The 26,101-nt window shown below is 47.4% G+C and carries 6 protein-coding genes; 3 read left to right on the top strand and 3 right to left on the bottom strand.

What is annotated here, in order from left to right; genetic code table 11:
• The 3 genes from QUA20_RS26980 to ppsA form a co-directional block, all read right to left on the bottom strand.
• Positions 1 to 6,752, bottom strand: a 6,752-nt coding sequence (locus QUA20_RS26980) for a DUF4347 domain-containing protein (protein WP_333192809.1), incomplete at its 3' end; no start/stop codon positions are given.
• Positions 6,753 to 8,270: 1,518 nt separating this feature from the next.
• Positions 8,271 to 8,591, bottom strand: coding sequence for a DUF6464 family protein (locus QUA20_RS26985; protein ID WP_172191857.1), 321 nt, complete (start codon positions 8,589 to 8,591; stop codon positions 8,271 to 8,273).
• A gap of 458 nt (positions 8,592 to 9,049) precedes the next feature.
• Positions 9,050 to 11,527: a phosphoenolpyruvate synthase gene (gene ppsA, locus QUA20_RS26990; RefSeq protein ID WP_333192812.1), complete on the bottom strand. Its 2,478-nt coding sequence runs from the start codon at positions 11,525 to 11,527 to the stop codon at positions 9,050 to 9,052.
• Between the two features lie 792 nt (positions 11,528 to 12,319).
• Here ppsA and QUA20_RS26995 point away from each other — a divergent pair.
• The 3 genes from QUA20_RS26995 to QUA20_RS27005 all read left to right on the top strand — a co-directional run bounded on the left by QUA20_RS26995 (position 12,320) and on the right by QUA20_RS27005 (position 25,898).
• Positions 12,320 to 18,817, top strand: coding sequence for a PAS domain S-box protein (locus QUA20_RS26995; protein WP_333192814.1), 6,498 nt, complete (start codon positions 12,320 to 12,322; stop codon positions 18,815 to 18,817).
• 251 nt (positions 18,818 to 19,068) lie between these two features.
• Positions 19,069 to 20,289 (top strand): hybrid sensor histidine kinase/response regulator, encoded by a 1,221-nt coding sequence (locus QUA20_RS27000; protein WP_333192816.1) that lies wholly within the window; start codon positions 19,069 to 19,071, stop codon positions 20,287 to 20,289.
• Positions 20,290 to 20,870: 581 nt separating this feature from the next.
• Positions 20,871 to 25,898: a PAS domain S-box protein gene (locus tag QUA20_RS27005; RefSeq protein WP_333192818.1), complete on the top strand. Its 5,028-nt coding sequence runs from the start codon at positions 20,871 to 20,873 to the stop codon at positions 25,896 to 25,898.
• The last annotated feature ends 203 nt before the right edge of the window (positions 25,899 to 26,101 follow it).

Here is a 26,101-nt window from a genome sequence, read left to right on the forward strand (position 1 = left end):
TCCCCACTGCCAGCAAATTTCACTAAAAAGCCATTCGCAGTCGAGTTAATTTGCAACGCTTCAAAACTCAAACCCTCGGCGAGGAAAAACTTGTCAGTTCCTACATCAAAATTGAGCACAGTATCGATACCGTTATTAGCACTCAACACAAAACGATCGCTCCCAATACCTCCTATCAAAGTATCATCTCCCCCGTCGCCAAACAGCCAGTCATCCCCTGCACCCCCATTGAGAATATCGCGATCTTTCCCTCCGTAAATACTGTCATTACCATCATCACCGTTGAGAGTATCTTGACCTTCATTGGCGTATAACAGGTCATCGCCACTACCCCCGTTGATGCAATCTTGCTGGCCGTCTTCACCCACAGCGCCTCGCAGATTTTCCCCGCGATCGCCGCTAATGGTATCGTTACCCTGATCGCCGCACAAAATATCGCTGCCAGAGTCGCCGTACATCAAGTCATTGCCAGCATCTCCGTGCACCAAGTCGTCATCCTTGCCTCCGCGAACAATATCGTTACCCTCACCCCCACTCAAAGAGTCGGAACTCTCACCTCCGCCCTGAAAGTCATTCCCATCCCCTCCAAACAGCAAGTCGCGGCCATCTACATCGGACACTAACTGGTTTTGCAAGTCGCCGTAAAGCCAATCGTCTCCCTCATCCCCGACAATGGTGTCGGAACCGAGTTCGCCCCAAATTCGGTCGCTGTCTTTGCCACCGTAAACTAAGTCGTTACCTTTGCCGGCAAAAATGCTGTCGTTACCGCTGCTTCCGCCGATGATATCGCCCGTGTCGTTGCCGAAAATTAAGTCGCCTTCATCTGTGGCAATTGTGCTGCCTTGTTGAGTGCCGTAGTCGCCGATTATGGTGTCGGAACCTTGATTGCCGTAGAGAGTATCCGAGTCAGTTTCGCCAAAAATGCGATCGCCGGCTTTGCCTCCAAACACTACATCCCGGCCGTTGCCGCCAATCAAGGTGTCGTCATTGTCTTGACCGTTAAGTAGGTCGTTGCCATCGCCTCCAAACAGCAAATCGAAGCCGTCGGGGTCGCTGTCTAGGGAGTTGAGGACGCCGCCGAATACAGAGTCGTCTCCCTGGTCGCCCCAAAGGGTGTCCGGGCCTTTGTCGCCCCAAATCAGGTCGCTGTCGATACCACCGTAGGCGATGTCGCCAGCTTTGCCGGAGTAAACGGTGTCGGAACCTTGATTGCTAGCAATGGCATCGCCTGAAGAACCGCCGAAAATCAGGTCGCCGTCGTTGTCGGTCAAGTCGATGTTGTTGCCGTTGTCGCCGACGATGGTGTCGGCACCGCGATCGCCGTACAATGTGTCTCCGTTGCGATCGCCAAAAATGCGATCGTCTTGTTTGCCGCCAAATACTGCATCGTTGTCTTTGCCGCCGTAAACGATGTCGCTGTCGAGGCCGGCAGCTATGTAATCTCGCTGTTGTTCGCCGTAAACGATATCGCTGCCTGCTTCACCTAACACTGTGTCGTCGCCGCTTTGGGAGAGAAACAGTTGGTTAGTTTCGTTTCCTGTTAAGGAATCGTTTCCCTCGGTCCCGATAATCGTGTTTTGGATGTCGATGAGTTGTGCGGCGTTGGAATCGAAGTTGAGTGTTTGTGAAGGCTGGGGGGGGATAAATGTGAAGTTGGGCGGCAGGGGCAGTGGTTGGCAACCGCAACCGGTATCTGGTTCGGGTACTGGACCGAATATTGGGGTCGGTTCTGGCGCTGGTGTTGGTGTTGGTGTTGGTGGTGTTGGTTCGGGTTGCGGAACTGGTTTTGGTTCCGGGGCTGGCGCGGGTGTTGGAGTTGCAGTTGGAGTTGCAGTTGCTTCCGGTTCCGGGGCTGGTATCGGCGTCGGCGCTGGTATCGGCGTCGGCGCTGGTATCGGCGTCGGGGCTGGTGTCGCCGTCGGCGCTGGTATCGGCGTCGGCGCGGGTGTTGGTATCGGCGCTGGTGTCGCCGTCGGGGCTGGTGTCGCCGTCGGTGCGGGTATCGGCGTCGGCGCGGGTATCGGCGTCGGCGCGGGTGTCGGTATCGGGGCTGGTGTCGGTATCGGGGCTGGTGTCGGTATCGGGGCTGGTGTCGGTATCGGCGCGGGTATCGGCGTCGGTGGTGTGGGTTCCGGGGCTGGTGTTGGTATCGGGGCTGGTGTCGCCGTCGGCGCGGGTATCGGCGTCGGGGCTGGTGTTGGTATCGGGGCTGGTGTTGGTATCGGTTCCTTAAGGGGAATGAGAGAGACAGTGGCGACTGCCGCACTGGTGGCGCCCTGGTTATCTGTAGCGCTGTAGGTGAAGTTGGCCCCTGTGAAATTGCCGGACGCCTGGAAGAACAACTGGGTAATTTGCTCGACTGTCAGGGTTTGACCTGCCGTGACCCGCACTCCCTGGCTGGGGGCGCCCAAGAACAGCGTGCCTTCATTGGCTGGCGGCAAGGTGTTTACGGTAAAGGAAACCACCGTCCCGTCTGGGTCGGTTCCTCCGAGTCCGGGGATGTTCACGGTTCTTCCCAGCAACACAGCGAGGCTGGAGTTGTTGGCGACGGGTGGCTGGTCGGTGGGAGGTAATAGTGCTAGCAGGGAGGCTGTTGCGGGGGCTGGACTGGTAGCGCCGCGGCTGTCTGTGGCGCTGTAGGTAAAGTTGGCGGCTGCGAATTCGCTGGTTGCTTGGAAGAATAACTGGCTGATTTGAGTCGTGCTCAGTCTTTGGCCTGCCGCGATCCTGATTCCCTGGCTGGGGTCGCCCAAGAACAGGACGCCTTGATTTGCCGGCGGCAGGGTGTTGATGGTGAAGAATTCGATCGAGTCGTCGGGGTCTTTTGCCGTCAGCCCTGCGAGGTTGACGGTGCTGTTTGGCGCCAGTGTCTTGCTGAAGTTTGTGGATACCGGCGGGTAGTTGAACGCCAGCGACACCAGAGAAACTGTGGCGGCAGGACTGCTGCCACCGAGATTGTCATTGCTGCTGTAGGTAAAATCAGCTCCTGTGAAATTGCCGGCCGACTGGAAGAATAACTGCGTCATTTGCTCGGCCCTCAGGGTTTGACCTGCCGTGACGGCGACTCCCCCCGTTGCGGGGTCGCCCAAGAACAGGATGCCTTGATTTGCCGGCGGCAGGGTGCTGATGGTGAATGTAACCACTGTGCCGTCTGAGTCTCTGCCTCCGAGCCCGCTAATTTGGACAACGCTGTTGGGCGCGAGCGCCACATTGCTGCTGTCGGCTGATGGAAGTTTGTTGGGTGTTGGCTGCGCGAGTAAAATGGCCGTGGTGACAGTGGCTCTGGACTCGGAACCGTTGTTATTGCTGGGTTCGGGGTCAAAAGTGGTCGATCGGCTCTGGGAAGTATTGCTAATGGTGCCCGTCGCTGGAACGACTACTGTTACCTCGCGGTTGATGTTGGTGCCGCTAGTCAAGCTGGGAAATGTTGGGAAGGTGACAACCCCTGTCACTGGGTCGTAAGTGCCGTTATCGGATGCCATGACTCCCGTTAAACCGGGAATGATGCTGTCTGTAATCACTACGTCTTCAGCAGCACTCGGCCCATTGTTGGTGGTAGTTATAGTATAAGTCACAGAACTGCCGGCAGGAGCAGATGTGAGACCAGTCTTGGAGGTAACCAGGTCGGCCACAGGATCGATCGAGGTAATAACTTGACCCCCCGCCTGACCGGGCACTGCGACTGTCGAGCCGTTGTTATTCGTCAAATCCGGGTCAAAAGTGGACGATCGACTCAATACAATGTTGGTGATGCTCGTCAGGGTAGGCGGGGGTACAAAGCTGATGGTGCGGCTCTGGTTGGTGCCACTAGCTAAAGTCGCGATCGCTGGGAAATCGATCGCCCCTGTGTCTGGATTGTAGGTTCCGTCATCGGACACGCTGACATTAGTTAAGCCGGGAATCAGGCTGTCGGTGATGACTACGTTGGTGGCGGGACTCGGCCCGTTGTTGGTAGTAGTGATTGTATAAAGGAGCGTGTCGCCCGCCTTGATGCTGGCCGGAGCGGTTTTTTGGGTGACAACATCGGCCACAGGATCGATCGAGGTAGTGACGGTGGCGTTGGGGTTGGTACCGTTGTTGTTGGCTGGAGTGGAGTCGGGAGTGATGGAGGTACTTCTGGCCGTGTTGCTGATGGAAGTTAGGGTGGGCGGTACTGTGAAGCCGATCGTCCGGGCGACTGTCTCCGCGTTGGCGATCGCGACGGGCCCGAAGGTGACAATGCCGGTCACTGGGTCGTACACGCCGCCGTTAGATGCCGTGACTCCGGTTAAGCCGGGAACTATGCTGTCAGTGATGGTTACAGCTTCTGCAGGACTCGGGCCTAAGTTGACTGTGGCGATTGTATAGCTGACCGAGCTACCGGCCGTAGCACTCGTAGATCCTGTTTTGGTGGTTGCGAGGTCGGCGTTGGGCGCAATACTGGTCGTAACCGTAGAGTTAGTGGGAGTGCCGTCTTTGTTGGTTGTCGAGCCGTTGTTGTTAGTGGCGATCGGATCGAAAGTCGCCGCGCTGCTCCGGGCCGTGTTGCTGATGGCGGTACGGGTGGCTGGGGCGATGAAACTGACGGTGTGGGTCGCAGTAGCCGCATTTGCCAGCACCGTCAGTGCTGGGAAGGTGACAACCCCTGTCACTGGGTCGTAAGTGCCGCCGTCCGATAGGCTGACTCCTGTTAAACCCGGAATAATGCTGTCAGTGATGGTCACATCGGCAGCGGGGTCTGGCCCTTTGTTAGTCGTAGTCAATTTGTAGGCGACGCTTGACCCGGCCGAAGTAGTCACAGGGCCACTTTTGGTAGTAACTAAATCCGCGACTGTATCGACAACTGTGGTAGAGACTACACCAGGCCCCTCGATTTGCCCTGGCGCGACTACACCGCTGTTGTTGCTGAGGTCGGGGTCGAAAGTCGAGCTAGTGCTGAATGCAACGTTGGCAAAACTGCTACCGCTGGTTAAACCGGGCGGCAGATTAATTGTCAGGGTGTAAGTCAGAGTCTCGCCGGCATTGAGAACGGGAATTAACGGCCAGGTGACAGCCTTGGTTTGGTTCACGTAAGTGCCGTTGTTGGAGGCACTGAGAACGGGCGGCAATCCGCCCGGAAGCAGCAGTTCTAAAGGTATTTCGTCTTGAATTAGGACATTTGTAGCGGGCGCTGGCCCCTTGTTTACAGTAGTAATCGTGTAGGTAATGCTGCCTTCGGACTTGACGAACTGCGGGCCGGTCTTGATAGTGACAACTTCAGCGGCGATACTGGGAGGATTGATAGTTTCAACTACCAGGTTTTGAAGTTGGTGAATGTTGTTGGCGCTTCCTGTGGAACTGCCAAAACCAAATTTGAAAATTGGCGGTACTGCGCCGTTTTCGGCTGCCAAATTTGGGATGTCGATCAATGTAGTTTCGTAAATGTCGTCGAAATTTTCATCGAAGGCAACGGTGAGGCGAGAGGGATGCACCGGATCGTTAGATGGATTCAGCGTAATTTGAACGGCTCTTTTGGCTAAATCCCGATCGCTCGTGAAGGTATTGCTGAAATTAAAATTCTTGCCCGGCTCAGGGCCGCTAAAGTCAATGCTCGTAGGAATGTTATCGATGCCGAAGGGAACGATCGCATTTGTTAAAAACTGATAACCGTTTGCTTGATTTCCTCTAACAGTTACTGAATCAGGTCTGAAAGAACCAATAGAGGAGCCGGGAATCGGAGGTGGCTCCGGGCCAGAGCGCCCTTCGGTGGATGTTGAAAAATTGCCAAACTCGTCAAGTCCAATGCCTAAATAACCTCCCTCAATACCGGGTATACCCGTTCGTGGAGCGTAAGCCACAGAACCGCCATAACCCCCAGTCCTTGTTGGGCTAACAGTGCCGTCAATCAAGAAGAAACCCAGCCCGTCCCCTGGCTGAGGGCTAATAAATGGTTGCGGAGCATTAGCTTGCTCGCTTGAACCGTAAGAATAAAAATCAAACTGGACTCTGAGACCGTCGGTTGAAGGAATGGGGTTGTTGTAGATGACAAAGGCTTCCCGAAGGTTTACTGCTGGAGTTAATAGCAGAGCCCCATCGCCGGGACTCGAACCGCCCAAAGCCGGAAGTACGCCGGATACAGTGCCTCCGGTAATACCGGGGATAAGTTGATCGGCTGCTGGAACCCCGCTGCTGGGATCGAACAGCGCCCCGTCGTTTCCCCCGTAAATCCAAGGCCCCCTAACTGTGGAGTTTTTGAAAGTTTCGTTAACTAATGTGCCGAGGGTGTAAGGGTAGGCTTCGAGCACTTCTTTTTCAATGGCGATACTCGCCTTTATTTCCCCTGTCGCAAACTTTAATTGCCAGTCGCCGCCGAGTGCCGCACTCCCCGTCAAGTTGTCGGAAGCTGCAATATCTGCACCGACCATCAAGCTCAGCCGCCGCACGAAGGCGGCGCCGCTTTCCCCCGCTGCGACGCTGCACCCGAATAACAAAATATCTCCTCTCTCGCTGAGGGCTTTTCCCCACTGCTGTAACAAATGGCTGTAGGTTTCTAAGTTGTCGCTGCACAGTTCGATCGATCCAAGTTGCACTCGGGCTTCTCGACCGTGAGAAACTATCTGAAGGCTGTCTAAATCGCTGCAATTAGCCAGAATTTTAGTAATTTGCTCGACTCCATCCAGCGTCGAGTCCAGTACAAATACCTCTGTATCGGCTGTTGCTCCTCTTGCCAAGCTGCCGCAGTTCTCTACTCTGGCATCGATGAACAATACATTTTTTACACTCAGGACGCCCACCGACTCGGTTGCTCGTAAAAATTCTCTGTGGGGATGCCTAATTCCCGCGCCGCCATCTAGTTTCAGGGACAGGAAAAAATCTTCTGTTTTTACTTTTTTTATTGTTTTTTTATGAGCGTAAATTGCTGTTTTTCGGGAGTTTATGTCCGCAATCCTTGCGGTCGTCGACTCACATATTTTTGGGCTTAGAGAAAGTGATTTTTTGCAGATGCTGTGCATTGTCAAGTTGTCTCAATGATTTTAGATAAATTACCCAGTTCAAGATGATAATTATCACGTATTGAAAAGGTTGAATTGCAGACTAAGAGGCTCTGTTGCTTGACTTAGAGAAAGAGCAACAAGCGAATTTAACTCAACACAAAGCAGTGCTACCTTGATAGTTGATAGCATGGCAAATATCGCCGATAGAAACGTTGAGGATTTAGAGTTTAAATCCCAATAATCTATCTATGGGGTGAGATTTTGCCTTCGACTTTCTTTTCTGTTAGCGAATGTATCTGTTACACGCAGATCTCTTACATCGCGCAGTAGATAATAACAGGAGCTCTCAAAAATTTACTTGATGAGATTTTCTGTATATCGTCTAATGCACTTTATTTGCAGAGAATTTTCACTATTTCTGGACGCATAAAGGGGTTTGAGGCACGAAAAGACTTCGTGCAGCCCTTGCTCCCGGTAAAAAAGTCGGTTTCTTTGGTTTTGGTGCGCAGACCCTGTGGACAATAGCAACTAGACATTAATTAGGGTGTTATAGCCGTGACATAATTATGCCGGCCGTGCCCGAAGTGTCATTCAACTGAGATCTTGTACCATTCTCAATAACCCTTCTATGGGCGGGTTCTCCTGCCCACTCCACAAGAAAATACACTTTTTGTGGAACAGGCCGGAAATCCTGTTAAGCGAGAATGGTGGAACATATGAGATTCAATTGAAATTGGCATACCCTGTATCGACGAGGCGTCTTAAAAATTCATGACTTGCAGTCTGGAAATAGCAATCCTGATTTGAGACTGTTTCGCTGCGATCGCAAAAACAGATTAGTGCCGCCCACAACTAACTTCTCAAACTGTCAACAAGCGCGTCTTCGAGCGGATTTCTGTTTAAAGTAAAGGCTCGGGACAATCGTTCGTGCAGAATTTTTCATGATGTTTTGGAGAAACTGGCTTGGAAATTTGCCCGTCAGCTACTTAAGATTTTTGTTCGCTAATTTTCTTAACTGCAGGAGTTACGCCCAAGAGACTTGAAACCCAATTTATTTCTAGATTTCTCGTCGCCCAACCAAAGTTTATGGTCTAAACCTGGTTTCCGATCGTAAGTCCTCAACTAGAAAAACACCGATTGCAATCCGCCAGTTATGGCAACTGTAACCCAGCAATACTGCTCGATTAGGTTTTAATTGCTGACTTTGGGGGCGGGTCGTCCAAAACAAGCTCCAACAATAATCCTGACACGTAAGTACATATTAACTCACTGATTATTATATCCGCAAATGTGCCTACATACAAGCCCCCATACAAGCTATATCTTTTCACCGCGAACGTCAAGAGCTCTGGATTGGTAGTACCGACAGTCTTGACAGGGCCCAGAAGGATTGACAGCGCAGCGAATGTAATTAGAGCGGGCGTTATACTCGCAAGTGATATCGCCGATCGGATAACCGAGACCTTCTATGTAAGTGCGATCGGCAATTGCTAGTTGAGATCGCAGAGGTCTATTCGCTACCGCAAGCCTAGCCGCTGCAATTCTATCGCGGGCTTGGGTTTCGGCAGAGCGCATCACCCACAAAGACACCAGCGACGGAACTAAACCTATGAAAATTATCAGGAGAGCAGTTAGCACTTTTTCAGAGCTTATGTGGAGAATATTTGTTTGGATTTAGGCGATCGGCAACAGAAAATTATCTCCGAAACGACGGTTTTAAATTAGAAAAGTTCCCGACCAAATTTCAAACTATTATGCCGTTAACCGTTAAACGCTAACCGTTTGCTGGCGGGTGAGGAGGGCGATCGCTGTTGGCGCCACTTTCTTCGTAAAGCGCATCGCCAGGACTCAACAAAGCCAGAAGCCCAGGTATGGTGTGATATTATGTCCGGTCAATTACCGCAATAAAATAGGTTTGTAGTGACGAATGCAAGTCCTCATAAAAATCAGAGGATTGGGATTCATCACTACAAACGCGAGATCGGTTATTTGACAGGACTAGAGATGAGAAACCGGGTCGAGTTCAAAAACAACCAAACCAGAAAAGGGCGCAGCTATTGTTTGAGAAACTCGGTTTCTCTCAAAAGCCACAACCGTTAAACTTTAGCAACATCCCCCGCTAAATCCATCAACGAACCCGCACCTTCCACCTTAGCAACATCCAACAAAGTCTTTAAAACCGAATCTGGATTCAAACTAATCGAATCAATTCCCAACTCAACCAAGAATCGAGCAAACTCAGGATAATCGCTGGGCGCCTGACCGCAAATCCCAATCTTGCGGCCGTACTTCTTCGCCGCTTTAATAGCAATTTCTACCATTCGCTTCACAGCTTCATTCCGTTCGTCAAAGATGTGCGCGACTAAAGCAGAATCCCGGTCTAATCCTAATGTTAGCTGAGTTAAATCGTTAGAGCCGATCGAGAATCCGTCAAAAACTTGCGCGAATTCGTCAGCAAATATGACATTGCTCGGCAATTCGCACATCACATATACTTGCAAGCCGTTTTCGCCCTTGACTAAACCGTGTTTTGCCATCTCGGCCAACACTTTTCGACCTTCCTCCGGGGTGCGACAAAATGGAATCATCGGAATCACATTTGTCAAGCCCATTTCGTCGCGAACTCGCTTCAATGCTTTGCATTCCAAAGCGTAAGCTTCGCGGTAATTCGGGTCGTAATAGCGAGACGCGCCGCGCCACCCGATCATCGGGTTTTCTTCTTTGGGCTCAAACTGCCGCCCTCCCAAAAGATTAGCATATTCGTTGCTCTTGAAATCGCTCATCCGCACAATGACTGGGTTGGGATAAAATGCGGCGGCAATTGTGGCAATTCCGTGGGCTAGTTTGTCGGTAAAAAAATCAGGTTTGTGTTGGTAAAGTGCTGTCAGTTCTGCAATTTCTTCCTTGACTGATTCATCTGCCAATTCGTCAAAGTGAATCAGTGCCAGCGGGTGTGCTTTAATGTGATTGGCAATGATAAATTCCAGCCGCGCCAAGCCTACGCCGTCGCAAGGAATTGCTGATAAACCAAAGGCTTCTTCTGGATTCCCGACATTCATTAAAATTTGAGTGCGGGTGCGGGGCAAATTCTCGATCGCAGTTTCTTGAATTTCAAAAGGAAGCAAACCGGCATAAACTTTGCCTTCGTCTCCTTCCGAACAAGAAACAGTGATTTCTTGATGGTTTTTCAAGATTTGGGTGGCATCGCCGGTGCCGACAATGGCGGGAATCCCCATTTCTCGGGCGATGATCGCGGCGTGACAAGTGCGGCCGCCGGAATTGGTGACGATCGCACTTGCTTTTTTCATAATCGGTTCCCAATCCGGGTCTGTTTTGTTGGTAACTAAAACTTCTCCTGCTTGAAATTCAGCGATTCTGTGAACGTCTAAAATCACGCGGGCTTTGCCTTGTCCGATTGATTCGCCAACGGCGCGTCCTTTTGCCAAAATTGCACTGGAACCTTGCAATTTGTAGTTGCGCAAAACTTTAGCCGACTTTTGAGATTGTACTGTTTCGGGTCGCGCTTGGACGATAAACAATTCGCCCGTATTGCCGTCTTTTGCCCACTCAATGTCCATCGGGGTATAAGTACCGCGCACTTGGGAGTAGTGTTCTTCGATGACGGCGGCCCACTCTGCTAGTTGCAGAATTTCATCATCTTGTATGGCAAATTTATTTTTTTCGGCTGCGATGACGGAGACGTTTTTGGTGTATTTAGAACCGCCGATATCGTACACCATTTTGAGTGTTTTGCTGCCGAGGCGTTTGTCTAAAATCGGGCGAAAACCTTGTTTTAATGTTGGTTTAAAGACGAAGTATTCGTCGGGGTTGACGGTGCCTTGGACGACGTTTTCGCCTAATCCGTAGGCGGCGGTGACTAATACGGCGTTTTTGAATCCGGTTTCGGTGTCGATGCTGAACATGACACCGGAGGATGCTAAGTCCGATCGCACCATTTTTTGCACGCCGACAGATAAGGCGACTTCAAAGTGGTCGAATCCCCGCTGTTGGCGGTAGGAAATTGCTCTGTCGGTGAATATGGATGCGAAGCATTTGTGACAGCATTCGAGGACGCCAGCGCAAGCTTGGACGTTGAGGTAGGTTTCTTGCTGTCCCGCGAAACTGGCGTCTGGTAAGTCTTCGGCGGTGGCGGAGGAACGCACTGCTACGTCGGTACTGTCGCCGTAGCGATCGCACAATTTCTCGTAAGCATCGGCGATCGCAGCTTGCAATTCTCGCGGAAACGGCGTGTCGAGAATCAGTGCCCGCGCTTGCTTGCCTTTTTGTCGCAGGTTTTGCAAATCTTCTACGTCTAAATCGGCAAAAATTTCGCGCAATTTAGCTTCTAAACCTGCCGACTCGATGAAGTAGCGGTAAGCGTGTGCTGTTGTTGCAAATCCGTTGGGAACTCTGACTCCTTTGGGGGTTAACTGTTGAATCATTTCGCCCAAAGAAGCATTTTTCCCGCCTACTAATGAAATGTCGGCGATGCCGACTTCATCAAACCACAATACTAAGGCTTTTTCTTTCGGAATAAAAACGGGTTTTTGGTGAATTACTAATTTGTCCAGCATTGCTTTTTTCCTCTCTACTTCCGCTCAATTAGATACCTAGACAGCAAACAATTTACTGTCAAAGCAGTTTCAATTCACTGTCAATTTTTAAAACGTAGTTTTGTTGCGAAAAATATCTAATTTTTTCTGAGGCTGTCTCTAGCAGGCTTTTTGATCCCCTCTATTTCAAGAGTATCACTTTTTCGGTAAATAGCAAGAGCTGTGTAGAAAATTTATTTGATTGCAAAAAGTAAAGAAATGGCAGTGATGAGTTTAAGTAAGCTATCATAAAATAACTGGTAAAAATGTGAATATCAAAGATAGTTCCCACCGCTTTTTTGGCGCTGAGCGCGCATTTGTGCGGGGATAGCGCTCGAATTGTATTGCTAGCGGAATCGAAGGGCAACAAAGGGTGGGTTTCGATCGCGCGATCGGCTGACCCGCCCAAAAACGGATGCTTGTGAACGACACGAGTCGTGAGCCGGCCAAAATTTTAGACCCTTGTTCAAGCTCCCCGATTCATCTGTGGAGTAAATCTAAAATTTAAAATTTAAAATCGGCTGACTGGGGCGATCGTCCAAAAAAGACAACACGAAGCAGCTTAGTTTCCTCCTGAAACCGAGCATCTAAAAAACGTTAAAATTTTCCCTCTGATTGCGTTGACCTAGTTAGAGAAAAAACACAGTCGCATAGAGTCGATTGTAATTCTTGAACCAGGGAGTTTTTAACTGGGAGCGGCGGTATTTTTGGCGATGCAATTATTTATATGCTATAATAGTTAGTCCGACTGCCTTATGACAAAAAACAAGGTGTATGATATCAGTTTTGAGCTCAGCCGCACAGCGAAACGGCTTTAAAGTTCTTCTAGTCGAAGACAATCAAGCCGAAGCCGATCTGATCGAAGAATTATTATTAGAAACAAAAGTTAGCAGATCCGAGCGCCAAAGGCTGTCAGTAAGCTGTACCGATCGTCTCAGCAAAGCGCAGCAACTTTTGATCGGCGAACATTTTGATGTGATTTTACTAGACCTTTCGCTGCCCGACAGCCAAGACTTAAGTACAATTGTCAAAATACAAGAATACAGCCTAAATACTCCGATTGTCGTACTGACAGCACGCAACGATGAAGAACTTGCCATACAGTCAATCCAAGCCGGAGCTCAAGATTATTTAGTCAAGCGAAACATCGACAGCGAAGTGTTAATTCGATCGCTCCGCTACGCAGTCGAGCGGCAGCACAACCAAGAAGCTTTGCGAAAAAGCGAAGAAAAATATCGCTCGGTAGTCGAGAATTCTCTCGTTGGGATTGCCATTCTTGCTCCTCCACTTTCCCCCTCAGAACCCGAAAAATGCCGGTGTTTGGAAGTGAACGATGCTTTGTGCGACTTGCTGGGATACGATCGCCAAGATTTTTTTCACGAAAATTGGCAGCGGTGGGGTTTTCCTGAAGACAGGCAAGCTAGTGTAGAGCAGTTAAATAAAATTTTTGCAGGAGACAGCGAAGGCTATGTTTTAGACAAAAGGTGGCGCAGAAAAGACGGAACAACAGTTTATACTAGAGTTTCCCTGCGCTGTATTCGCGGCCGGGACGGCTCCATCGACCGGATGATTAAAGTAATCTTGGATGTGAGCGATCGCTACCATTACGAAGCTAAATTAAAAGCATCAGAAGATTTTTTAAATCACACCATTAATGCTACTCCCGACCCGATTTTTGTCAAAGACGAGGAGCACAGGTGGGTCGTATTAAACGACGCTTTTTGTGACTTGATGGGAAAAAGGCGACAAGAACTGATCGGTAAATCGGGATACGAATTTTTGTCACCAGCAAAAGCCCAAAAATTTTGGCAAAAAGACGAAGAGGTATTCAGAACTGGCATCGCTGAAGAAACGGAAGAAAAATTTACAGACAGGGTCGGAAAAAAACGCATTATTTCGATTAAAAAAAGTGTCTTCAAAGCAACTGACAGCAGTAAAATGTTAGTCGGCACTATTCGAGATGTCACAGAGTACAAACGGCAACAATTAGCTTTGAAAGAGAGCGAAGCTAGATTGCAAAAAATGGCATCCAACGTGCCGGGAATGATTTATCAATTCCGGTTAGAGCCGGGGGGAAGAAAGTATTTTACTTACGTTTCTTCTGGCAGCAAGAACCTTTACCAATTAGAAGCGAAAGATATAGAAAAAAAGAAAAATTTTGCTTATGAAACAATTCATCCAGATGACCTCACAGGCTTTGAAAAATCGATAAAAATTTCAGCAATGACTCTGCAACCTTGGCAGCACCAGTGGCGACAAATTATCCACGGCAAAGTGAAGTGGCTGCAAGGTGCCTCGAAGCCAGAAAAGCAAGCAAACGGTGATATCGTTTGGGACGGTTTGGTGATGGATGTTACGGAATTAAAACAAACCCAGCAAGACCGCGATCGATTTTTTAATCTCTCGCTGGATTTACTTTGCATTGCAGGTTTGGACGGCTATTTCAAACGCTTAAACCCGGCTTGGTCAAATGTAGTAGGTTACAGCAGCGATGAAATGCTAGCCCAACCTTTTATAGAGTTCGTGCATCTAGAAGACCGAGAAATAACTATAGCTGAATTAGAAAAAATTAAAAATGGCAACCCGATTATTAACTTAGAAAACCGCTATCTTTGCCAAGATGGCACTTATAAATGGCTGTCGTGGACGGCATCGCCGTTTGCAGAAGAAGGTTTGATGTATGCAGTTGCTCGCGACGTTACATTTAGCAAGCAAGCTGAAGCTGAAATGCGCAAGAGCGAAGCCACCAACCGCGCTCTTTTAAATGCGATACCGGACATGATATTTCGCTGTCGGGCAGACGGCACTTTTGTAGACTTCAAACCTGCCAAAGATTTTGAGAATATCCTACCTAATATAAGAGTAATCGGCCAAAAAGCACAAGACATATTGCCTGCTGCTTTTGCTGCAAAAATCTTGTCCGGCAATCAACAAGCGATCGATACCGGGGAGATTCAAGTTGTAGAATATCAAATGCCAGTTAATGGTGAACTTTACGATTTTGAAGCGAGAATTGTTTTCTGCCCCGATGACGAAATTATTGCGATCGTCCGCGACATCACTCAACGCAAACGATCCGAGTCATTACTCCACAGGCAAGCAGCAGCAATGGCCCAAGCTTCCGAAGGTATCGCCATAATCAGTGCGGGGGAAGAGGTGATTTATTGCAACGCAGCCCAACTCAAAATCTACGGTTACGACTCTCTCGAAGAAATCTTAGGTGAAAGTTGGAAAATATTCTACGAAGGTGCAGAACTGCAAAGGTTCGAGCAAGAAGTCATGCCGACTGTAATGCAGAAAGGTTGTTACAGCACTGAAGCAGTAGGATGCCGCCGCGACCGATCGAAATTCCCTATAGATGTCTCCCTGACAATGCTGCCCGGCGGGGAAACCATTTGCATTGTTCGTGATATTTCCCAAAGAAAACAAACAGAAGCAGCACTGCGAGAAAGCCAGCGGTTCACTCAGCAAATTGCTGGGGCAAGTCCTAATATGTTGTATGTTTACGACTTAATAGAACAAAAAACTATCTATGCGAACGATTCTATATACCAGATTCTCGGGTATACAGTAGAGGAGATTCAGGCAATCGGGCCGTGGATGATGTCAACTTTAATGCACCCGGAAGATTCAATCAAAATACCTGATTATTTACAGCAAGTCGAAACGGGTACGGAAGGGGATATTTTTGAAATTGAATACCGAATCAGGCACAAGGATGGTTCTTGGCGCTGGATTGTCAGCCGAGATACTGTATTTGCGAAAACAGCAGACGGCAAGTTAAAACAAATTCTCGGCACGGGAACTGATATTACAGAAAGCAAGCAAGCAGAAGATGAAATCAAGCTGTTGCTGGCAGCAACTCAAGCTATTAGTCAGTCTGTCGATTTTCACAGCGCCCTCGCAGATATCCTGCGGTTGCTGTGCAATGCGATCGGCTGGAATTTTGCGGAAGCCTGGATACCGGCTGCTAACGGTACTTTTTTGGAACACAGCGAAACTTGGTACGCTAGCGATCGCGATTTAGATAGGTTCGGCCGCGAAAGTAAAAAAATTAGATTCGCCACCGGAGTGGGGGTACCCGGACGGATTTGGTCAACCCGAAAAGTAGAATGGATTGAAGATATTTCTGTAGCCAAAAGTTATCTTTTTGCCCGATCGCAAATGGCGACAGCATTGGGATTAAAAAGTTGTTTCGGAGTGCCAATTTGCGCTAGCTCAAATGTGCTGGCAGTTTTAGTATTCTGCAAGCGCGATCGATCGGTTATGGAACCGCGTATAGTAGAGTTGGTCAAGGCAGTAGCGACTCAGTTGGGCGCTCATATTCAGCGCAAACAAGCCGAAGAAGAATTGCGGAAAAGTGAAGAACGCTGGCAGTTAGTTCTCAAAGGCAATCAAGACGGAATTTGGGATATGGATCTTCAAACAAATGAAGCTTTTCGATCGGCTCGCTGGCAAGAAATTATCGGTTACACAGACGGCGAAATCGACAGCAGCAACTACGCATGGATCGATCGCATCCATCAAGACGATCGCTCGCGAGTGCAAGCAGCGATCCAAAATTATCTCGATCGCCAAACCCCCAATTACGCGGCCGAATACCGCTTGCAGTGCAAAGACGGCAGCTATAAATGGGTGCTCGCCCGCGCTCAAGCAGTGTGGGACAAAGCCGGCAATCCCCTGCGGATGGTGGGTTCGATGACGGATATCAGCGATCGCAAAGCAGCAGAATTAGCATTGCTGCGGGTCACTCAAGCCGTCGAAAGTACCAGCGACGCGATCGTGATCGCCGACTTGAAAGGGCTGTCTATTTACCACAATCAAGCCTTTATTCAGCGTTACGGCTACACAGTGGAAGAACTCAACGATCTTGCCGATATCGCCGTGCTTTACGTCCGACCTAAAAGTTATAAACTAATTTATAAAAATCTTCGCAAAGGTCGCTCTTGGTCTGGCGAAGTTGCGCTGCAAACTAAAAGCGGCGAAGCTGTTACTGCTTTGGTGCGAGCCGACAGCATTCAAGATATAAATGGTCATTTAATCGGCTTAGTGGGAGTTATTACAGACATCACAAAACGCAAAGAATCTGAAATGATTTTGCACCAGAGATTAAATCGCGAGCAGTTGGCAGTAGCTATGCTGGAACGCATTAGATATTCTCTTAATTTAGAAGAAATTCTCACCAAAAGTGTCGAAGAGGTGCGGCAATTTTTGCAAGTAGACCGCACTGTTATTTACCAATTCAATCCGGATGGGAGTGGGTTTATTGCTGTCGAGTCTGTTGCGGAAAATGTCCGACCAATTGTAGGAATGAAAATTCATGACCCCTGTTTTGGGAAAGCCTACGTTACTCTTTACCAAGACGGCAGAATTACAGCCGCAGAAGATGTTTACAATGCCGGCATGGCCGAGTGCCACTTGAGTTTGTTGACTCGGCTCGACGTGAGAGCGAATCTGGTAGTGCCAATTGTGCAAGGCAAAAACTTGTGGGGGCTGTTAATTGCCCACCACTGCACAGGCCCGCGTCCCTGGCAGCAATTGGAGGCAGAGTGCCTGAAACAATTGGGGGTGCAGTTGGCGATCGCCATTCAGCAATCGACGCTATTTAAACAAGCACAAACCGAAATTGCCGAGCGCAAGCTTGCAGAAGCCGCCCTGCAATTAGCTAAAGAAGCCGCGGAATCGGCTAACCGCGCTAAAAGCGACTTTCTCGCCAACATGAGCCACGAGTTGCGGACGCCTTTGAACGGGATTTTGGGATACATTCAACTGCTCAAACTGGATAAAAATTTTACCGCCGAGCAGCAAGAAAGTCTCAACAACATTAACCAGTGCGGCAACCACCTGCTGATGCTGATTAATGATGTTTTAGACCTCTCGAAAATCGAAGCTCGTAAAATGGAACTGTCACCGGCGAACGTGCATTTTCCCAGCTTTGTTAAAAGTATTGTTGATTTGTTCCAGATGCGATCGGATCAAAAAGGAATTGCCTTTAATTACGAGCAGGTTTCGGCTCTGCCAGACGCCATTTTGGTTGACGAAAAAAGGTTGCGTCAAGTTTTGATTAATTTGCTCAGCAATGCCGTTAAGTTTACGGACAGCGGCGGCGTTACATTCAAAGTCGGTTATGCAGAAAATTCAGCCGAAAATTATCCTCACATTAACGGCAAAAATTCGAGTTTAACAGCAGAAGTTTCCACTCAAACAATCAATTTGACCGCAAAGTTAGACGCGCAGCAAATGTCGCTCTCGCCGCTGGGAACAAAAGAAGCGTCTGAGGTGATAACAGTAGCAAATAGGGGCGATCGTGGCTCTACCGCTAAAATCCGCTTTCAAATCGAAGATACCGGAATTGGCATCGGGCAGAATAAATTAGAAGAAATATTTTTGCCTTTTCATCAAGTGGGCGATCGTAGCAATTTCGTCGAAGGTACCGGACTGGGACTTTCCATCAGCCAAAAATTAGTCAAAATGATGGGTAGCCAAATTCGCGTCCAAAGTACCTCCGGCAAAGGCAGCATATTTTGGTTGGATCTAGACTTGCCGGCACTCACCCAGTCTTCTGAACTCCCCTCCACCCAAGAAAAACGCCGGCTTGTCGGTTTTAGCGGCCGCCAGCGGAAAGTGCTCGTCGTGGACGATCACGAAGTAAATCGCGCCCTGCTACAGAGGCTGCTTTCTCGTTTGGGCTTTGAAATTGCAGAAGCTACAGACGGCAAAGACTGCATACACAAAGCACAGGAATTTCTACCGGATATAATTTTAATGGATTTGCTGATGCCAGTAATGGACGGTTGGGAAGCTACCAGGCGGCTGCGACAGTTGCCGGAATTAAAAGATGTGGTTATCCTTGCTTTGTCCGCTAACGTTTACGAGACTACCAGGCAACAGAGTCTACTTGCAGGTTGCGATAATTTTCTCACCAAACCGATTCAAACTAAAGAGCTTTTAGAATTATTGCGCCTGCATTTGAGACTAGAATGGGTTTACGAAGAAGGAGGAGAAACAACCAAAAAGCGGAAAGCTCAAACCCCCACAGGATCATCTGAGATTGCTGCTGCTGACTCAACGATTGTGTCTCCTCCCTCAGAATCAGTCTTGGCATTGTTAAGATTGGCTGCAATGGGCGATATTGAAGCTATTCTGGAAGAAACTGCTAAACTCCAACATTCTGACCAGACATTAGTGCCTTTCGTCGATCACCTGCGCCAACTTGCTAAAGGATTTCAGCTCAAGCAAATTCGAGATTTTTTGAAGGAACATTTGTCCTAAAATTGACTGTAGCTAACAGACAACTCAAAATCAGTTAAATCTCGCGCCCAGAGTACCATTCTCAATCAGGGACTCTGGGTTCCCGCGAAGTGACAACTTAATTTGCTTGTGGAATCCGCACTCGCAGCCCGCTCCTAAAAGGGTTATCCTAAATAGAAGCATCTAGGAACCAACCGGGTTTCTAAAGCCGCATAAAATCCCTTGAATCAGATTTAAATTCAAAACCCAAAACTCTAAACTCAAAAATTTAAATGTTTCCCTTTAATATGAACGATAAGAATTCCGAAAGAAGCATCATACTAATTGTAGATGACAACCAAACAAATCTTGACGTACTTTTCGAGCTGTTAAGGAATTACGGGTTTAAAGTATTAGTGGCTCTCGACGGCGAAAGTGCGATCGAACAAATTGAATACATCCATCCAGACTTAATTCTTTTGGATATCATGATGCCAGGAATTGATGGTTTTGAAACTTGCCTGCGTTTGAAAGCAGACACGTCAACGCGAGACATTCCCATTATATTTATGAGCGCCCTTTCCGATACGCTTGATAAAGTAAAAGGCTTTCAAACAGGAGCCGTTGACTACATCACTAAGCCTTTCCAGCACGAAGAAGTGTTGAGCCGCATTCAAACTCACTTGACAATCCGCAGCTTGCAAAAAAAACTCGAAGAAAAAAACCTCGAACTTGCCCACCTCAATCAAAACCTAGAAAGACTTGTCGAACAAAAAACCAAGCAATTAATCGACCAGGAAAAAACAGCGATCATCGGACGTTTGACCCAGGGAATGGTGCACAACCTCAAAAGTCCGCTGCAAGTGATCCAGACTAGCGTCGATTTGATTGAAACAAAAGCCACAAAAATTCAAGATGAGTCTCTGTTTAATTATACTAAGTATATTTTCCAAGCTGTCGCAAAAATCAATCAGATCATGGATACTCTAATGATGAAAAGCAGAAAAGAGCAAAAGCAAGATTTGCACTCTGTGAATATCAACGATTTAGTGCAGCGAGAAGTTCAGCTATTGGAAGGCAACCTGTATTTTAAAAATAAGATTAGAAAAAAATATTTTTATGACGAAGAAATTGCCAGCATTCCCTTAATTTATTCCTACATATCTCAAGTATTTTATAATTTAATTAATAATGCAATGGATGCTATGTGGGAAAAGAAAAGCAGGGAACTAACTATCGTGACTCGGCAAGACGACTCGAACATATACATGGATATTGCAGATACGGGATGTGGCATATCATCAGAAGATGTGTCAAAAGTTTTTGATCCTTTTTACACATCTAAGCCACCTAAAGGCGAGGAAAAAACCGAAGGCGAACCGACAGGAACTGGCCTCGGGCTTTATACTTGTATTGAACTTTTAAAACCTTTTAACGGAGAAATTGCTATTAGCAGCAATGTCGGCCAAGGCAGCGTGTTTACAGTTGTGCTGCCCAAACCGCCGAAAACTTAATTGACTCAAATGAGTAAAATTGTGTCCGGTCAGACAACCGTCATTAAGTTCGTAATTAGGTTCGTATTAAGGGCTGCAAGTCTTGGTTCCTCCAGAAATAGAGGACTTGCATTGCTCAATACAAACAGGTGCTAATTGCGGGCAATTAACTGAACACTATCTCACAGCCTGTCCGTAAATTAACGCTAATTCTCGTAGGTTCGTAGTAATACCTGTTTGCAAAAAGAATGTAACTTTAGGCAAGCTTCAAACCGCAATTTGAAATAAAAAATAAAATGGTATAAATAAGGAATGCAAGTCCTGATTCCTCCGCGCTCTTTTGCCTTGCCCCTTGCTATTCCCCTGCCAAAGGTTGTAAATTAAAACAGAGTGGAATTGCAACATTGGTAAAAGTATGATTGTGTTGGGTACTAGGTTTGGGGCGAGGCGGACAACTTGCAGCGGATAACTCAATTCTACAAATAAATCAGGAGGTTTGCTAGCACCCCGCACACCCTCAAGCCTGCGCTTTAAGTTCCCCAATTAATGAGCTAGGTAACTGCATCCCCTGCTGAGATTTTTTTATTACTAAAAAATAGCCAATGACATCTGTTTTTGAGTCAACTTTAACGCCTGCTTGCTTGAAAGTTCTTTTAGTAGAAGACTGTGCAGAAGATGCAGAACTCATTCAAGAACTGCTGTCTGAGCGCCCACAGGCACTATCAATTGATTTGGCTTATGCAGTTAGTCTCCGGGAAGCTATAGAAATTTTAAGCTGCGAGGTTTTTGATGTAATTTTATTAGACCTTTCACTTCCTGATATCCCTAAATTTAATAATCTTTTCCGGCTGCAAGATTGCGGTATAAATATTCCGATCGTCATTCTGACAGCCGCCGATGACGAAGAACTGGCTGTCGAGTTAATTACCGCCGGCGCCCAAGATTATCTGGTGAAAAGACAAGTAGACAGTCGGCTGCTGGTGCGGACGCTCAGGTGCGCGATCGCCCGCCAAAAACGGCAAGCAGAATGGCATAAAAGTCAAGAAAAATACCAGCAGGTTGTTCAGAATATCAAAGAAGTCGTTTTTGAAACAAATACTGCTGGCAATTGGACTTTTCTCAATCCGGCTTGGACGGAAATTACCGGATTTACCCTTGATGAAAGCTTAGGAAGCTCCTGTTTGAGTTACATTCATTCTGACGATCAATACAAATATTTAAATTCGTTTAGGGGCTTGAAGGAAAATCAAGAAATATCTTGTTGCTATCAAATTCGATATCTTACCAAAGATGGCGATATTCGCTGGGGGGAAGTTCAAGAATTTTTGATGTTTGGCTGGAACGGCGCGGCGCAGGGGACGACAGGAACAATCAACGATATTACGGATAAAATTTTAGCACTCTCAGAACTCGAAGCTAGTAAAAAGTTTTTGAATTATACGATCGATGCAGTTGCAGACCCAATTTTTGTCAAGGACGAACAGCACCGCTGGATACTGTTAAATAATGCTTTTTGCAAGCTAATCGGCAAGCAACGCGAGGAACTGCTGGGCAACTCGGATTACGACTTTTTCCCAAAACAAGAAGCTGAATTTTTTTGGCAGACTGACCAGCAAGTATTTAGGACGGGGAAAGAAAACGAGACCGAGGAAATATTTACGGACGCCAGCGGTGCAAAGCACATTCTGTCTACTAAAAAAACTATCTTTGAAAATACCGACGGCAGTAAAATTCTCGTCGGGACAATTCGAGATATCACTCAGGATAGGCGCAAACAATTAGCGCAGCAAGAAAGCGAAGCTAGACTGCGGCAAATTGCTGCCAATTTGCATGGAATAATTTATCAATTTCGCCTCTCAACAGACGAAAAAAAAAGTTTTCCTTATATTTCTTCTGCCAGCCGCAATTTATATGAATTAGCACCAGAAAAAATTCAGCAGAATCCCCAACTACTTTTTAGTTGTATCTATCCAGCCGACCGCCAAAGACTTGAAGAATCTATTGCTGTTTCTGCGGTAAATATGCAGCCCTGGCAGCAGGAATGGCGCCCGATTGTGCCGTCGGGAAAATTTAAGTGGATGCAAGGGGTTGCGAGATCGGAACGAGTTGATTGTCCTACTGAAATAGGGCAGGAAGGGGATATAGTTTGGGAAGGTATGGTGCTGGATATTACTAATTTAAAACAGACAGAAGCAGCTTTGCGGGAGAGCGAAGCCAGATTTCGATCGCTCGTTGAGAATATCCCCGGCGCTATCGGACGCAGCTTGTATGATGCTGATGAAACGATGGTATTTATTAGCGATGAAATTGAGGCAATTAGTGGCTATCCTGCTGAGGATTTTATTCACAACAACCGCTGGAGTTTTGCTAGCCTCATCCATAAGGCAGACAAGGAAATAGTCGATCGACAAGTCAGTGCAGCAGTAGAGTCGAAACAGCCGTACCATATAGAATACCGGATTGTTCGCGCTGACGGTGCGGTGCGGTGGATGTCGGAAAGAGGTAGGCCAACTTACAATCTAGAAGGGCTGGTTTTGTGGATAGACAGAGCGATTTTTGACATTACCGATCGCAAACAAGCCGAACTGACTCTGTGCCTGGTAACTCAAGCTGTAGACAGCGCTAGTGATGCGATCGCGATCGCTGATTTGGACGGTTATTCCGTTTATCACAATCAAGCATTTATTAAGCGCTACGGCTATACAGTTGAGGAGCTAAATAATGCCGGGGGTCCAGCAGTAATGTATGCCAAATCTCAAGATTTGAGAAAGCTATTTAGGGTGCTGCGGAAAGGTTTTTCCTGGAACACTGAAATTGAAATCAAGACTAAAAATGGCGAAATTGTTGAAAGTTTATTGCGAGCTGACTGCATTAAAGATACCGCGCTTCAACCAATAGGAATGATAGCCATAATTGCCGAACTCACAGAACTAAAACGCACCGAATCGGCATTAAAGCTCAGTCAAGAGCGATTGCAGTTGGCGGTTTCAGGCAGCTCTTTGGGGCTGTGGGATTGGAATATAGCTACTGGCGAAACTTATTTCGACTTTCATTGGAAATCAATGCTAGGCTACGCAGAAACCGAAATTGAAAATAACCTCCAGGGTTGGGAAAGTTTGCTGCATCCCGAAGACCGACCAAAGGTAATGGAATCTTTAAATTCCTATTTGGAAAGTGAGACTGAGATCTATGAATTTGAATTTCGGATGCTCAACAAAGCGGGCAATTGGCAGTGGATTATGGCGATGGGCAAGGTAGTCGAGTACGACGAATGGGGTGCGCCGTTGCGGATAACAGGCACTCACAAAGATATCAGCGCCCGCGTTGCAGCAGAAGCGGAAAAAACGCAGTTGATCGCATCTCTGCAACAACTTGCCGACCAGTTGCAAGCAGCGCAAAAAATAGCCCGCATCGGCAATTGGGAATTCGATATTGAGGCAGAAATTATTGCTTGGTCGGAAGAACTGTTTCGAGTTTACGGTCGAGAATTGAATCGCCCGCCGACAATGGAAGAACTTTTAGAGCAAATTTATCCCGATGACAAAGAAAGGTTTACACAAGTTGTGCACAAGGCAGTGACTGAAGGGACAGCTTACGATATCGACCACCGCATCTATTTTCCATCAGGAGAAATCAGGCACGTTAACGCTAAAGGACAAGCTGTTAAAAATGAGCTGGGTGAGGTGGTGCGGCTGTTTGGCACGGCAATGGACATTACCCATCGCAAAAAAGCAGAAATTGCTTTGCAAGAAAGCGAACAGCGATTTCGAGCTGTATTTGAACAAGCAGCGATCGGCATTGTGAAAATATGGCCCGACGGTCAATTTTTGAATGCCAATCAAGGGTTTTGCAATATTGTCGGATACTCTGAATTGGAAGTGAAAGCGCGAAATGTTGGGGATATTTCTCACCCAGAAGATGTAGCAGCCGATGTCGAGTCCCGCGACAGACTATTAGCTGGAGAAATCTTGAATTATTCAATTGAGAAACGCTTTGTTCGCAAAGACAGTTCATTTGTTTGGACTAATGTGAGTGTATCTTTAGTGCGAGATGGGTTGGGGAAACCGAGCTACTTAATTGGTATGATTGAAGATATTAGTCCTCGCAAACTTGCCGAGGCTATCTTGCGCCAGCAACTAAAGCGAGAACGCTTGGTAGTAGGGATGCTGGAACGCATTCGCTCTTCTCTAAATTTAGAAGAGATTTTGACAAAAACTGTTGCTGAAGTACGGCATTTTTTGCAAACAGACCGGACAGTTGTTTATCGCTTTAATTCCGATTGGAGCGGTTTTGTAACTGTCGAGTCGGTGGACAAAAATTGGCAGTCGATTCAAGGAATAACTATTAATGATTATTGCTTTGAAGAAAGCTATGTTTCTGCTTGCGAACACGGACGCGCTGTAGCTGTGGATGATATTTATAAAGCCGATCTTTCCCAGTGCTACATTAATTTATTAAGTCAATTTCAGGTGCGAGCTAATTTGGTAGTGCCGATTTTGCAAGGCGAGAAGTTGTGGGGGTTATTAATTGCCCACGAGTGCGCGGGCAGCCGCCGCTGGCTGGAAATTGAGGTCGAGTGTCTCAAACAAATTAGCGTGCAGTTGGCGATCGCGATCCAGCAATCGATGCTGTTTGAGCAAGCACAAACTGAAATTGCCGATCGCAAACAAGCCGAGTCAGCTTTGCAGGAATCGGAAGCGCGAGAACGTTCAAAAGCGCTAGAGTTAGAAGCAGCTATTAACAAACTCAGAACCACTCAAGCTCAGCTCGTTCAAAATGAAAAAATGGTGAGTTTGGGTCAGTTAGTTGCTGGTGTTGCTCACGAAATTAATAACCCGGTTAGCTTTATTCACGGTAATCTCAGTCCGGCTCGCAATTACACTTTAGATTTGCTGGAATTGATTAAACTTTACCAGAATTTCTGTCCTAATCCTCCAGCCCAAGTCTTGGAGAAAATTGATGAAATAGACTTGGATTATATTGCTGAGGATTCCCCGAAATTGTTTAATTCGATGCAAGTAGGAACAGAGCGAATTGTCGAGATCGTGAAATCCTTGCGCAACTTTTCCCGCTTGGACGAGTCTGCTGGAAAGTCGGTCAACATTCACGAGGGAATTGATAGCACTTTAATGATTTTGCAAAATCGGTTAAAATCTCACAGCAGCCATCCGGGGATTCAGATAGTTAAAGATTACCAACTATTACCGCAAATAGAATGTTTTCCGGGCGAGTTGAATCAGGTATTTATGAATATTTTGATTAATGCGATCGATGCTTTGGAAGAACGGGACAAGCAGCGTCCGATCGAGGAGTGCGATCGACATCCCAGCACGATCGCTATTCGCAGTTATCAGGCTGCTGCGGGCTTCGTAGCGGTATCTATTGCCGACAACGGGCTGGGGATACCGGACTCGGTGCGATCGAGGCTGTTTGACCCGTTTTTCACGACTAAACCTGTGGGCAAGGGAACGGGTTTGGGACTGTCGATTTCTCACTCGATTATAGTCGATCGGCACGGCGGTCGATTGAGCTGTATTTCGACACTAGGAGAGGGAGCGGAGTTTTTGATTGAAATTCCAGTGCGACCGAATTTAACTGGTACGAGATGGAAAAAAGGGGGAATAAATTAGGAATTGGTAATTGGAAATTGGGCAGCAGTAATGACTAATATCAAATACGGTAACATTGGAATTATAACCTGCAAGCGAGCATTCCGCTCGCTCCGGCTCACTCGATCGCGTCCGGCTCGCACGGCACTCGGAAAGTTCTTATTCCGATGCACAGGTCAACGATATGAGTTGTGAGTTGTGAGGGAAAAATTAAACACGATATT

It is taken from the genome of Microcoleus sp. Pol7_A1, from assembly GCF_036701085.1.
Lineage (GTDB): Bacteria > Cyanobacteriota > Cyanobacteriia > Cyanobacteriales > Microcoleaceae > Microcoleus > Microcoleus asticus.